This is a genomic window from Pseudomonas sp. NPDC099000, assembly GCF_044759925.1.
GTDB lineage: Bacteria > Pseudomonadota > Gammaproteobacteria > Pseudomonadales > Pseudomonadaceae > Aquipseudomonas.
The window spans coordinates 44,911-57,089 of record NZ_JBIWAF010000004.1; the positions used below are offsets into that span (position 1 = coordinate 44,911).

The 12,179-nt window shown below is 56.2% G+C and carries 11 protein-coding genes and 3 pseudogenes; 5 read left to right on the plus strand and 9 right to left on the minus strand.

Features of this window, described 5'->3' with window-relative positions:
- Positions 1 to 102 precede the first annotated feature (102 nt).
- Together ACIQV9_RS07090 and glnK are read right to left on the minus strand one after the other, a co-directional pair.
- On the minus strand, positions 103 to 1,440 hold the full coding sequence (locus ACIQV9_RS07090) for an ammonium transporter (RefSeq protein ID WP_403099675.1): 1,338 nt from the start codon (positions 1,438 to 1,440) through the stop codon (positions 103 to 105).
- A 37-nt stretch (positions 1,441 to 1,477) separates the two neighbouring features.
- Positions 1,478 to 1,816: a P-II family nitrogen regulator gene (gene glnK / locus ACIQV9_RS07095; RefSeq protein ID WP_002555808.1), complete on the minus strand. Its 339-nt coding sequence runs from the start codon at positions 1,814 to 1,816 to the stop codon at positions 1,478 to 1,480.
- 417 nt (positions 1,817 to 2,233) lie between these two features.
- Here glnK and ACIQV9_RS07100 point away from each other — a divergent pair, with 417 nt between their 5' ends.
- Positions 2,234 to 2,494 carry an accessory factor UbiK family protein gene (locus tag ACIQV9_RS07100; RefSeq protein ID WP_403099677.1) on the plus strand — a complete coding sequence of 87 codons (261 nt, stop codon included), beginning with the start codon at positions 2,234 to 2,236 and terminating at the stop codon, positions 2,492 to 2,494.
- Positions 2,495 to 2,944: 450 nt separating this feature from the next.
- Positions 2,945 to 3,466, plus strand: a complete 522-nt coding sequence (locus tag ACIQV9_RS07105; protein ID WP_403099679.1) for a Bro-N domain-containing protein — start codon at positions 2,945 to 2,947, stop codon at positions 3,464 to 3,466.
- On the opposite strand, the gene ACIQV9_RS07110 is transcribed toward ACIQV9_RS07105, so the two are convergent.
- Positions 3,463 to 3,741, minus strand: coding sequence for a HigA family addiction module antitoxin (locus tag ACIQV9_RS07110; RefSeq protein WP_403099680.1), 279 nt, complete (start codon positions 3,739 to 3,741; stop codon positions 3,463 to 3,465). The two genes, ACIQV9_RS07105 and ACIQV9_RS07110, sit on opposite strands and share 4 nt — an antisense overlap.
- Before the next feature lie 197 nt (positions 3,742 to 3,938).
- On the opposite strand from ACIQV9_RS07110, the gene ACIQV9_RS07115 reads away from it, so the two are divergent.
- From ACIQV9_RS07115 to ACIQV9_RS07125, 3 genes and pseudogenes are all read left to right on the plus strand, one after another.
- Entirely contained in the window at positions 3,939 to 4,109 is a 171-nt protein-coding gene (locus tag ACIQV9_RS07115) for a hypothetical protein (RefSeq protein WP_403099681.1), read from the plus strand.
- A gap of 178 nt (positions 4,110 to 4,287) precedes the next feature.
- Positions 4,288 to 5,139: pseudogene (locus ACIQV9_RS07120) on the plus strand (YifB family Mg chelatase-like AAA ATPase); the annotation flags it as partial.
- A gap of 444 nt (positions 5,140 to 5,583) precedes the next feature.
- Positions 5,584 to 5,808 (plus strand): hypothetical protein, encoded by a 225-nt coding sequence (locus ACIQV9_RS07125; RefSeq protein WP_403099682.1) that lies wholly within the window; start codon positions 5,584 to 5,586, stop codon positions 5,806 to 5,808.
- A 722-nt stretch (positions 5,809 to 6,530) separates the two neighbouring features.
- Here ACIQV9_RS07125 and ACIQV9_RS07130 read toward each other — a convergent pair.
- The 6 genes and pseudogenes from ACIQV9_RS07130 to tnpA all read right to left on the minus strand — a co-directional run bounded on the left by ACIQV9_RS07130 (position 6,531) and on the right by tnpA (position 12,163).
- A complete protein-coding gene (locus tag ACIQV9_RS07130) occupies positions 6,531 to 7,034 on the minus strand; it encodes a cupin domain-containing protein (protein ID WP_116030763.1) in 504 nt (167 codons plus the stop codon).
- A gap of 515 nt (positions 7,035 to 7,549) precedes the next feature.
- Positions 7,550 to 7,786, minus strand: a pseudogene (locus ACIQV9_RS07135) (transposase domain-containing protein); the annotation flags it as partial.
- Positions 7,787 to 7,878: 92 nt separating this feature from the next.
- On the minus strand, positions 7,879 to 9,552 hold the full coding sequence (ltrA, locus tag ACIQV9_RS07140; RefSeq protein WP_403099684.1) for a group II intron reverse transcriptase/maturase: 1,674 nt from the start codon (positions 9,550 to 9,552) through the stop codon (positions 7,879 to 7,881).
- Positions 9,553 to 10,129: 577 nt separating this feature from the next.
- A pseudogene (gene tnpC, locus ACIQV9_RS07145) lies at positions 10,130 to 11,437 on the minus strand (IS66 family transposase); the annotation flags it as partial.
- A gap of 61 nt (positions 11,438 to 11,498) precedes the next feature.
- Positions 11,499 to 11,834: an IS66 family insertion sequence element accessory protein TnpB gene (gene tnpB / locus ACIQV9_RS07150; RefSeq protein WP_403099686.1), complete on the minus strand. Its 336-nt coding sequence runs from the start codon at positions 11,832 to 11,834 to the stop codon at positions 11,499 to 11,501.
- Positions 11,831 to 12,163, minus strand: coding sequence for an IS66-like element accessory protein TnpA (gene tnpA, locus ACIQV9_RS07155; RefSeq protein WP_403099688.1), 333 nt, complete (start codon positions 12,161 to 12,163; stop codon positions 11,831 to 11,833). The genes tnpB and tnpA overlap by 4 nt, the downstream gene beginning before the upstream one ends.
- Positions 12,164 to 12,179: the final 16 nt, after the last annotated feature.

Consider the following 12,179-nt stretch of genomic DNA (forward strand, 5'->3'; position numbering starts at 1 on the left):
GCCACTAAACGTGTACGAAAAAACCTTTCAGCAGTCCCTTCACTGACAAACGCCAGACAAAAAAATGCCCGGCAAGCCGGGCAAGTTTTTTTGGGGGCGTACTTACAAGTTGTAGCCGCGTTCGTTGTGGAGTGCCAGGTCGATGCCGACGGCCTCTTCTTCTTCCGTGATACGCAGACCCATGACAGCGTCCAGGACCTTGAGAATGATGTAGGTGACGATCGCGGTGTAGATCACCGTGAAGCCCACGCCTTTGCACTGAATCCAGACTTGAGCGGCGATGTCGGTGACGGTGCCGAAGCCACCCAGGGACGGTGCGGCGAACACACCGGTCAGGATCGCGCCGAGGATACCGCCGATACCGTGCACACCGAAGGCGTCCAGGGAATCGTCATAACCGAGTTTGCGTTTCAGCGTGGTGGCGCAGAAGAAGCACACCACGCCCGCTGCCAGGCCGATGACCAGAGCACCCATCGGGCCCACGGTGCCGGCGGCCGGGGTGATGGCGACCAGACCGGCTACAACACCCGAAGCGATACCCAGTGCACTTGGTTTACCGTGAGTGACCCACTCGGCGAACATCCATCCCAGTGCAGCGGCGGCGGTTGCGATCTGGGTCACCAGCATTGCCATACCGGCCGTGCCGTTGGCCGCAGCGGCGGAACCGGCGTTGAAACCGAACCAACCCACCCACAGCATCGCGGCACCCATCAGGGTGTAACCGAGGTTGTGCGGCGCCATCGGCGTGGTCGGGAAGCCTTTGCGCTTGCCCAGCACCAGGCAGGCAATCAGACCGGCCACACCGGCGTTGATGTGCACCACGGTGCCACCGGCGAAGTCGAGCACGCCCCAGTCCCACATCAGGCCGCCGTTGCCGGACCAGACCATGTGCGCAATCGGTGCGTAAACCAGGGTGAACCACACGCCCATGAAGATCAGCATGGCGGAGAACTTCATCCGCTCGGCGAAGGCACCGACGATCAGCGCAGGGGTGATGATGGCGAAGGTCATCTGGAAGGTAATGAACACCGCCTCAGGGAACAGCGCCGCAGGGCCGGTCAGGCTCGAAGGCGTGACACCGGCGAGAAATGCCTTGCCCATGCCACCGAAGAACGAGTTGAAGTTGACGACGCCCTGCTCCATGCCGGTGGTGTCGAACGCGATGCTGTAGCCATAAATGACCCACAGAATGCTGATCAGACCGGTAATGGCGAAGCACTGCATCATCACGGAAAGAATGTTTTTGGAGCGAACCATGCCGCCGTAGAACAGCGCGAGGCCGGGAATGGTCATGAACAGCACGAGGGCTGTCGAGGTCATCATCCAGGCGGTATCGCCGGAGTTGAGGACTGGGGCCGCCACTTCGTCTGCCGCCATAGCCAGGCTGGGCATTACGAGGGACAACAGGGCTCCTAGCCCTGCGAATTTACGCAGAGTCATATTGTTTTCTCCTGGGGCGTTGGGTTTGTGGCGGCGTTTAAATCGCGTCGGTATCGGTTTCGCCGGTACGGATGCGAATCGCCTGTTCCAGATTGACCACGAAGATCTTGCCGTCACCGATCTTGCCGGTGTTGGCAGCCTTGGTTATCGCCTCGATAACCCGGTCCAGATCCTTGTCGTCAATAGCGACATCGATCTTCACCTTGGGCAGAAAATCGACCACGTACTCCGCGCCGCGATACAGCTCGGTGTGACCCTTCTGCCGACCGAAGCCTTTGACTTCAGTAACGGTAATGCCCTGCACGCCGATCTCGGACAGCGACTCGCGCACGTCGTCCAGTTTGAACGGCTTGATGATGGCAGTGACTAGCTTCATGAAAACTCTCTCCCGAATTGGTGGACTTGCCCCAGGAAAACAAACCCGACTCAAGTCTAAGCGCAGTGCCTGGCTTTGTAACGCATCGTCGACCTTACCTGCCCGTCCGACGCCAGCTAACCGCTCCTCACGAAACAACTCCCCGTTCCGCTTGGCGCACTGCATTCGTCACAGCGACTGCATCAGTGCATGGGTTACTCCTGACTAAGCAGAAAGCTTGCCATCTCGCCAAAACCCACTGAATTCAATCCCTTGGCCGCTGCCGACAGCCACTTCCCTCAAATGGCCGGACGGATACGCACAACAACAGTGCGCAGCCGTCCGTCCACATGCGCGAAAAGCGTGCATCCCTGCTGTCGGAATTGACTATAGACACTGCGTGATACACTGCCCGCCATTGTTGACAGGACATTTCCCATGCTCGCACCCAAAGACTTCCTCGACGCCCTGACCGGCACCGCTTCGCGCCTCTTCAGCGGCGAAACCCCGTTGCCGAAAAGCGAAATCGAAAGCCAGTTCAAGGCTTTGTTGCAGAGTGGCTTCAGCAAGCTGGATCTGGTGAGCCGTGAAGAGTTTGATAGCCAGATGGTTGTGCTCGCACGGACTCGGGCACGGCTGGAAAGCCTTGAGGCAAAAGTTGCGGAGATGGAAGCGAAGCTGAACCCGCCCACCGAGTAACCCCGCTGACAATGCAGTTCCCTGTGGGAGCGAGCCTGCTCGCGATTAGAGTCACCTCGGTCTACCAGCCATCCCACATGGACCGACCTCCCCTGTAGGACCTGCCGCAGGCTGCGATCTTTTGATCTGCCGCCCCGCCACCATCTCGGCAACGTCCTACAAAGATCACCACCGCCGTCCGATAGCGTCGTGAAGCCCAGGCTCCTAAGCTCATTCTCAGCTGAATATTCAGCACTGGGTTTGGCGACCTGGATAGCATCTAAACACTTCGTGACCACGTTCGAACCAGGGAATTATTCCCATCTCGAATTATGGCGGCTGTGCGTGGGAGACCTTCGGGTCTGCCGGTTTCCGGATGCACCGGTTCGCCAACCCGCGCATAGCTGCCACCCTTTTCGTTTGGCGACGATCAGAGGCAGTTTCCTTCAATTCGCATCCGGGAGCTGCAACATGGAAGAAAACTATCTAATCCCTCACGTCTTCACCCGCCACAAACTCCACCTTCACGCGCTTTTGATCGAAAACCAGCCTTGGTTCAGCGCCCGAGACCTAGGTCGTCTGCTTCGCCTTTTCCTCGACGAACGCGCCGTCCGAAAACTCGATCCCGATCAACATCAAACCGCACGAGTCGTCATCCACGGCACCCTCGAAAACACCCTGCTGATCAGCGAATCCGGCGTCTACGCCCTGCTCGTCTACCACTACTGCCCCGAATACCGAGGCCTGCGCGAATGGCTGACCCACGACGTAGTGCCAGCTCTCAGAGATGCCCAACAACCGGCAACAAGCGAACGCCCGGTCCTGAGTCTGCTGAACTGGCCAGAGATGTCGCTGAGTTTGCTGCACTGGAATAACCAGCCGTGGATCCGGTTGCAGGATGTTCCGCAGATGCTGGCGGATGGTGAGCGGACGCAACGTACGGTCAATGCGCCTTGGTGGAAGCGTGCTTCGCGGATGTTGCAATCGCTTTAAGTATTTAAAGCCCTACCCCGTTCGATTCCAGCTTCCCGCAAATCGTAAGTCGCTTGCAGGTTCAGCCAGAACTCGGGCGTGGTGTTCAGGTGGGTGGACAGTTTCTTCGCCAGACCCGCACTGACACTGACCTGCTGACTCACAACATCGCCTATTTCCGCCTCTGGCTCGTTCAGTGAGCGAGCCAAAGCTTCGGTTGCAAGATCCAGCGGCTTCAAAAATTCTTCGCTGAGAATTTCACCAGGATGAATCGGGCGCATTCCATTCATTTTCATTCGCGTCTTCTACGGCTGTTTCAGCGAGATCATAAGCAGCAACCTTCTGATCGCAAGACCATCCACGCTCTTTCACCGTCGTCCTTCAACTTTCTAGGCACGTTCCTACAAAAAGCAGCTCTCGGGCCTGATTTAATAGTTCGAACTCGTTCCTCTACACTTTTCGCCAAACAAACATCCAATCACAGAAGGTGTGTATGAGCCCAAAAAAGCGAAAAGCGAAGCTGTTGCAAATTGCCGAGTTTCACGCCGAAGCACGTCGCCTGGCTGGAAGTTTATCGGCCAATCAACGGCGCTTTATTGAAGTTGCCATCGCACATGGCAAAGAACTTGAGCCAGGCTGTTGGTTGGCCGGTGGACGAAACTGAGTTTTTGTCGAGAAAGAAACTGTGTAATGGCGTTTTTTTGTACCTCGCCGATGCCTTGGTTCGTAACCGTAACATCCCGCGAAAGTTTGCCCGCGCAACCACCCTACCAATTCTCTCTCCCCGTCTACCCTTAAAAAACCCGCAGGAAGCGGCCCCTCGTTTAGCTCAAGGAACGACCATGTCCCTCTCCATCGTCCACAGTCGCGCCCAGATTGGCGTGGAAGCGCCCGCCGTAACCGTCGAAGTCCATCTGGCCAACGGCTTGCCCTCGCTGACGATGGTCGGATTGCCCGAAGCGGCTGTTAAGGAAAGCAAGGACCGGGTACGCAGCGCGATTATCAACTCAGGCCTGCAATTCCCGGCTCGGCGTATCACCCTGAATCTTGCCCCAGCGGATTTACCGAAGGACGGCGGACGGTTCGATCTGGCGATCGCTCTGGGGATTCTGTCCGCCAGCGTGCAGGTGCCGACGTTGACGCTGGATGACATTGAATGCCTGGGAGAATTGGCGCTGTCAGGCGCGGTACGTGCCGTGAGAGGCGTGTTGCCGGCGGCGCTCGCCGCACGCAAGGCCGGGCGCTCGCTGATGGTGCCGCGGGCGAATGCCGAGGAAGCCTGCCTGGCGTCGGGATTGAAGGTGTTTGCCGTGGACCACCTGCTGGAAGCCGTTGCACACTTCAATGGACATACGCCGGTGGAACCCTACGTTTCCAATGGCTTGCTCTACGCCAGCAAACCCTATCCGGACTTGAATGAGGTGCAGGGGCAAATCTCGGCCAAGCGCGCATTGCTGATTGCGGCGGCTGGGGCTCATAACCTGCTATTTAGCGGACCGCCGGGGACTGGGAAAACATTGTTGGCGAGTCGTTTGCCGGGCTTGCTTCCACCGCTCGCCGAAAACGAGGCGCTGGAAGTCGCCGCCATTCAATCCGTCACCAGTTGCGTGCCCTTGAGCCACTGGCCGCAAAGACCCTTCCGCCAGCCCCATCACTCGGCCTCCGGCCCGGCGTTGGTGGGTGGCGGTTGTAGGATTCTGAAATAAATGCGACATTTCGGAAATTAATGCGACAAAACAGCGAACAATTTAGATGCTCGAGAAAAATCCTCGAGTGTCTGAGTCGACCATTATGAGCTCAAAGCTTTTTGCTGGACGGCTGCTAGTCATGTGAAACCACAGCGCATTCATCGCTGCCAAATGAGTACCACGCGTTACCACACCGCGCCCTCGGGCAAGTCTCGGGATTAGCCACCATCAGCACATGTTCCGGCGCGGTTTACCGACATCGACGTCATCACATTGCGCGCTTTAACCGACAGGCCTTAAACCAATGACCGCGTGGGTAGGTAGTACTCCGTTGGCGCCATCTCCCTTTTTTGAATTATCAGAGCTCCAAAGCTAACCTTAAAGGGAAATGGTGACATCGAGAATCAAATTGTGAAACCGCCCAGCGCGAACGATCTGAGAGAGGCCCGAATGCTCGCGGAAGCCAAGAAGGCCGTCTGGGAGAGCAATGATTGGTTATCCGCAGCAGACATCGCGCAGCTAACACCGGATCGCTCCGGCAACCCTTATTTTTCACCCAATGAGTGGGAGCGCAGGGGCCAGATTTTCTCAATTCAATACAACGGCCAAGACTATTATCCGGGGTATGGGCTGGATAAAAGTGCCCCGCTGCAACTGCGCCCCTCAATGGCCTAGGTAATCAGCGTCCTTCAAACCCAAAAGAATGGCTGGGGAATGGCTTTTTGGTTTGCGTCAGCAAACACCTTTCTGGGCGGAAAACGTTCCCAAGATATGCAGGAAACCGAGCCAACGTCGGTGGTCGACGCCGCGAAAGAAGAGGTGTCTGGCATTTCCCATGGCTAGATAAGCACGCCCGTTGCCAGCATTGCCGCTTCGAAGCCGACCAACTGAGCCAATGCGCCTCCCGTTTTATTCAAATCCGACAGCGTCTTTTCCGTGTTCGTGATGAGCAAACCAATTTGTTACGAAAGGGCTGAGTAATTGGATGCAATATCGGCCAATCACACGGATGCCACGGGGCTTAGATTTAAATGGTGATGGGGGCGGATAAAGCCATGCATTGCTAACGAGTTCTGATCATGAAAGGCAAACGAAAAGCCAAGATCGAGAAGTGGCTAATGAAAAAACAAATCGAGACTGAAGCTCGATGTTTGTTGGAGAAAAGATCTCCAGAGGCTTCGCATCGATTTCTGAATGCCGCCTTGATCCCAGGTCACGATCTAGAATCCGTGGGACGGCTCGCTGGCTTGTGAACCTGCGCCAGCAAATTCATGTTCTTCACTGGCGCTGGCATCTCCGTAACCGTCCGGCCAACTCACCCAAGCAATTCGTAATCAACCAGATGCAGTGTCACTTGACCTTCCTAATTCATTTTCCTGGCAGGCAACACTACGCCCTCATGGTTCGTCGTCCCAATAATTAAGCGTAGTCCCGGGCCGCTGCACAGCAGTGAACGCGCGCGCTCCATTAATTGTGACCATCGCCTGATATTTGTCGGAATCAGGGTATTGGCAGACTTCGGGGGTTTCTCGGGTGCCAATGGACAGGTACTTCAGCGGCGCATCCGAGGTGTTGATGATCTGATGCGGATACTCGGGCCCGGGCGGAATGAAGATGACGTCGCCGCTTCGGATCGGCAACATTTCGCCCGCCACGCGCAGGGTGCCAGACCCTTCCAGGATGACGAACATCTCTTCCTGAGCATAATGAAAGTGGTAGGGGCAAGAACGCTTGCCTGGCGCGACGATGTCCACTGACGCACCGAGTTTCTGCGCGACGGTGTCAGTGCCGAGGCGCGCGCCATGGCTCTCGTAAAGAGGGTCGCGGCGCTCGTATTGCAGCGGCACATCATTGAAATTGCGAATCATGCGCGCAGTTAGAACACAGGCGTCATTGCTCATTACTCACTCCCGAAAGTATCTGTCTAGGCATCCCGCCTCGCGTAAGCTAACCGGGCTGCCATTTATGCGTAAGTGTCCAGCCAATGCACCTTGCCTAGTCTAGATATGCCCAGCTATCGGCACCATCGAAATGGCGCACGGGTGTTGTTCCGACCAATTCCTGATCGAAATTATTAATATTCACCCCAACACCAGCAACTGCCCCCGGGAGGATCGCTTCCCAGTGAGTGGCACACCCACAATTACTACAACGGATCGTCCTCAGGGTTTCCTGACCCCAAACGTACGATGAGGTATTTTGAGGGTATCCCTCGAACTTCACTGCACCAGTTTCATAGTGAGCCCAAAGCGCCCCGAGTCTCCGGCAAATAGAGCAATTACATTTGATGGCATGAACTGGTGGATGCGGGATGAACACGCGCACGTTTCCACAATGACAGGAACCTTCTAACAGTCCATTTTTGGCGTGGGTTTTCATGTCAACTCCGTGACCGATTTTATGCCGGATGCCTAACTTACTTCAGTTGGGCACGATTAGGCGTCCATTCGTGGGGCAGTAGGTGGCTTATTTCACTCGCCCGCTGCGTCGGCAGGCGCGTGAGTACATCTTTCAGATAGGCATACGGATCATGACCATTCAGTCTCGCCGACTGGATCAGACTCATGACCGCCGCTGCCCGTTTTCCGCTGCGTAGCGACCCTGCGAAGAGCCAGTTTTTACGTCCAAGAGCCCAAGGGCGGATCTGGTTGTCGGGTAGTCAGACGCGGTTACCCGCGTCCAACCCCCTAAGAACCGTGCATGCGAGTTTCCCAGCACACGGCTCAAGCCTCTACAAAGGCGCTGTTAAGCACCCGGCGATACCTCTTTAACATTGGCGTACTGCTGATCTCTGGGGCAACGCAGATGGTAGATCTCTAGATTGACTGCCGCGTCCGTTCCGCCATTAGCCAGCTTTACGATGTGGCGACTGTGCCACGGCGTATCTTTGGTAACGGGCTTATGACAGACCGAGCACAGGCCGTCTTGCTGCCGCCAGACTCGATACATCTTCGCTCGTCCCTGTGTCGATTTGAGCATTTTCTTGCCCCAGCGGAACTCGAAGTACTCATCCCAATTAGGGTCATGCGGATTGGCTGCGGCTTTGATCTTGATATGTCGCACGATCGGCGTATCCGATTCTTTCAGTAAGGTGTATTCCCTTGCCTTACCGTCTGCGTATTTTTCAGCGACTGAGAACACCCACCGGCGCGATCCTCGGACTTTGAAATACCTGTCCTTGACCCACCGTGTTCCTTTGCGCGGATGCCGTCTCACCGCCCAGCGCCAGAGCATTGTCCAGACTTCGCTGTCTACCTGATTGAAGACTTTCTTGGCGACCACGTGGCTATGGTAGTTCGCCCATCCCCGTAAAATCGGGTTGAGCAACCCGATCAAATTGACCTGTTTGATCGCCTTGTTGGTCTTGATCACTTCACGGAGCTTGGCGAGGTGAGCCCTGATGTTCGCTTTTGATGGCTTGATCAGGAGCTTGCCGTTGTACTTGCGCAAGTTCCATCCGAGGAAGTCGAACCCATCTCCTATGTGCGTTATTTTGGTTTTTTCCGGAGAGAGGACAAGTCCACGCTCTGCCAGGAATTCAACCACAGCAGGCCTGACTTCATTCTCCAGCCACTCTTTCGAACAGCCTGTGATGATGAAGTCATCTGCATAACGCACCACGCGCATCTTTCGGGCTGTCCACTTTGCATTGGGAAATTTCTTCGCCAGCATCGCTTCCAAACCATCCAGCGTCATGTTGGCCAACACCGGGGATATGATGCCTCCTTGCGGTGTTCCGGCGTGGCTGGGGAATAGTTCGTTTTGGTAGACGTAACCGGCCTTGAGCCATTTCTGCAAAATCGCCTTATCCATAGGGATGTTGGCGATCATCCAGTCATGGCTGATATTGTCGAAACAGCCTTGAATGTCGCCCTCTAACACCCACTCCGCGTTTGCTTTTCGTGCCAGCACACCAAAGCACTGTGCGGCGGCATCCGCAGTTGAGCGTTCCGGTCTGAACCCATACGAGTTCGGATCGGCGGTGGTTTCCGCTATCGGTTCCAGAGCCAGCAAATGGAGCGCCTGCATAGCCCGGCATTTCATCGCGGGAATTCCGAGAGGTCTCGTCTTGCCGTTTTTCTTCGGAATGAGGACTCTCCGAAGCGGAAGCGGCGAGTAGCCTCGCCGCCTCAATGACGCTATCGCACCGATTTTGGCCCCCGGTGTATTCCAAGTGACCTTGTCTACACCAGGGGTGTTTTTGCCCTTGTTTTCAGACACGCGTTTCACGGCCAATGCTTTGCCGCTAAACGAGTGAGTCAGCAGCCATTGCAGGGCTTTCGCCTTGTTATGCCTGCCGTCTTGTACAGCCTTCACAATACGCGCTTGCAGCCCTCTTACTCGACGTTGAGCGTCGGCCCAGTTGATGCCGTCCCACGCCGTGCCGGAAGGTGCACACGCCAATGCTGCTGCGTTCATTTGCTCTCCTTCCGTTGAAAGGGTTCTACATATTCTCTTGTGAAGAGAGACCATGAGGACGTCTGCCCGCTTTCGCGTGAAGTGATGTTTCAACTTCTATCCAGCCCGTTACAGGATGGCGTTCGCTTTTTCCTCGTTCCTTCGCCCGCACCGCCATGGGCCGTTTTTGCAAACGGCTGTCCCCGAGGGGAGCGATACGGGATTTCCACGTTCCGCTTACTGAAGTACGCCGGGTTAGGTGCCTGCTATCGACCGGGAGACGTATGGGTCACGAACGCGCGTGCAGAAAAACGCTGTTCCCATCTCCGCTACCTTTTGGTTCGAGCGTGTAAGCCATTTCCGCTCGTTCAACTTAACGATCTTTGCGCAGGTTCACATGTGTTCACCATACCGACTATCTAGCCCTTGTCCGGCCATGGCTGCCAGAAGGGTACGCATCTCACGATTAGTACCCCGCACCTTGCGGTGCCTCGTCACATTGTCGAAGGCGCTCTTGATTCAGCCTTCTAGATTCACCCGGTGACACAGGTGGTTCCCTCAAAGGAGAACAACTTCTGTAAGCGACTTCGTGTCGCACCTCACACCAGTTGTTATCTATGGGTACGGCCCCGTCATCAAGGTAGCGCGCTAGCGCTGCCCAGCGTTTCAGGCTGTAATCGAGTGCTCTGCTGATGGCTGAGCCTTCGGGCACGAGGTCACGCTGGGCGATCATCCAGGCATGCAACATATTCATCACTGGGACGGCTTTTTCTTGCCGTATTCGACGCCGTAAATCCGGCTCCAGGTCGCGGACTTCTCTTTCGATTTCGTACAACAACTGGATATAGCGCAGGGCTTGCTCGGCGAGCGTGCTTTTATTCGTAGCGTGCAGTTCGAAGAACTTGCGCCGTGCATGGGCCATGCACCCAATCTCTGTCACCCCCAGTTCAAAGCTGGCCTTGTAACCGCCAAAATCATCGCAGACCAGCTTGCCCCTCCAGTCTTGCAGGAAGTTGCGAGCATGCTCACCGGCACGGCTGGGACTGAAGTCATAAACCACCGCTGCCAAGTCCGAGAACTGGCTGGTGGCGTAGGCCCACACATAGGATCGGTGAGTTTTCTTTGTTCCCGGCATGAGCATCTGCACCGGGGTTTCATCTCCGTGGATGACTTGTTGCCCAAGCACTTCTTCGCGCAGCGCGTCGACCAGAGGCTGCAACTGCACGCCCGTCACGCCAACCCATTGAGCCAATGTTGAACGTGGAATCGCCAGGCCCGCTCGACCGAAGATCGATTCCTGACGGTAAAGCGGCAGATGGTCAGCAAACTTGGCAATCATGACGTGTGCCAGTAGACCCGCAGTCGGGATGCCCTTATCAATAACCTGCGCCGGAACCGGTGCCTGGATCAGCGTTTCGCAGTCATCGCAAACCCATTTGCCACGGACATGGCGTTCGACGGTGAACACGCCGGGCGTGTAGTCCAGCTTCTCGCTAACGTCCTCACCGATGCGCTTGAGGGCGCAGCCGCATGGGCAGTGAGTGTTGTCCGGTTCGTGATGGATCAGCGTGCGTGGAAACTCAGCCGGTAATGCGGTGCGCTTGGGTTTCTGCTTTTTCTCGGTCGCTGCTGGCACTGTCTGCAAGGCCTGAAGCTCTGCTTCAATCGCTGCGATATCGGTATCAATCAGGTCATCGAGCAAACTGGCCTGCTCAGGATTCATCTGCTCGCTGCGCTTGGCAAACTTCAAACGCTTGAGCTGGGCGATCTCGTGGGTCAGTTTCTCGATCAGCGTTTGGTCGCGGTTGATTTTCTTGCCCATCGTGTCGACTTGCGACAGCAACTGCGCTGCCAAAGCACGCAGTTGGTCGGGGGACATTTGGTCGAGATTTGGAGAAGAAGTCATGCGCCGGATTTTGCCGGAGCAGGTGCTTCGCGGCGATAGACCGATAGGCTAATGGCAGCCGTTAAAGCAGTGTGATCGAGCCCCCAGAACCTGCGCGTTGCCATGGCAGACCCAGCACCAATGCCTCAAGTTGCTCGGTATCCAGTTCCACCTCAGAACCATGGCGAATGCCAGGCCAGTGGAACTTGCCTTGGTTCAACCGGCGCGCCGCCAGCCATATTCCAAATCCGTCATGCACCAGCACTTTCATGCGATTGGCGCGGCGGTTGGCGAACAGATAAGCACAGTGCGGCTGCGCCGCACCGAACACGGCGATCACCTTGGCTAACGCCGTTTCGGTGCCTGCGCGCATGTCCATCGGATCGGTGGCGAGCCAGATGGAGTCGATGCGAATCATCGCAAAAGGTCTCGAAGAAAAGTCGCACACGCGACAGCACTTTCAGTCGGCCAGTTCACTTTGATGGTGCCGCGCGGGTGCTGTATTTCAACGCAGATATTCGATGATGCTGGATGGGAGTTTGCCCCGGCCAGCGGCATGGGTAACGGAATAAATGCAGGTGGGAGCGCAGGGCTTTTCTGCGCTTGCAGCCGAATCCATTTGTGGACGAGGTTTGCGTTGAGGCTATGGCCGAGCGCGACGCTGGCAATCGAAGCGCCGGGCTGTGCACACTCTTGAATGACCTGGGCCTTGAAGGACTTGGAATAGGAACGGCGTGTTGGCTGCATGAAATACCCGCTTAAA

Excerpts from the sequence above, each read along its gene's own strand:
- ACIQV9_RS07090 (WP_403099675.1), bottom strand. The coding sequence starts at position 1,440 with ATGACTCTGCGTAAATTCGCAGGGCTAGGAGCCCTGTTGTCCCTCGTA.
- glnK (WP_002555808.1), bottom strand. The coding sequence starts at position 1,816 with ATGAAGCTAGTCACTGCCATCATCAAGCCGTTCAAACTGGACGACGTG.
- ACIQV9_RS07100 (WP_403099677.1), top strand. The coding sequence starts at position 2,234 with ATGCTCGCACCCAAAGACTTCCTCGACGCCCTGACCGGCACCGCTTCG.
- ACIQV9_RS07105 (WP_403099679.1), top strand. The coding sequence starts at position 2,945 with ATGGAAGAAAACTATCTAATCCCTCACGTCTTCACCCGCCACAAACTC.
- ACIQV9_RS07110 (WP_403099680.1), bottom strand. The coding sequence starts at position 3,741 with ATGAAAATGAATGGAATGCGCCCGATTCATCCTGGTGAAATTCTCAGC.
- ACIQV9_RS07115 (WP_403099681.1), top strand. The coding sequence starts at position 3,939 with ATGAGCCCAAAAAAGCGAAAAGCGAAGCTGTTGCAAATTGCCGAGTTT.
- ACIQV9_RS07125 (WP_403099682.1), top strand. The coding sequence starts at position 5,584 with ATGCTCGCGGAAGCCAAGAAGGCCGTCTGGGAGAGCAATGATTGGTTA.
- ACIQV9_RS07130 (WP_116030763.1), bottom strand. The coding sequence starts at position 7,034 with ATGAGCAATGACGCCTGTGTTCTAACTGCGCGCATGATTCGCAATTTC.
- ltrA (WP_403099684.1), bottom strand. The coding sequence starts at position 9,552 with ATGAACGCAGCAGCATTGGCGTGTGCACCTTCCGGCACGGCGTGGGAC.
- tnpB (WP_403099686.1), bottom strand. The coding sequence starts at position 11,834 with ATGATTCGCATCGACTCCATCTGGCTCGCCACCGATCCGATGGACATG.
- tnpA (WP_403099688.1), bottom strand. The coding sequence starts at position 12,163 with ATGCAGCCAACACGCCGTTCCTATTCCAAGTCCTTCAAGGCCCAGGTC.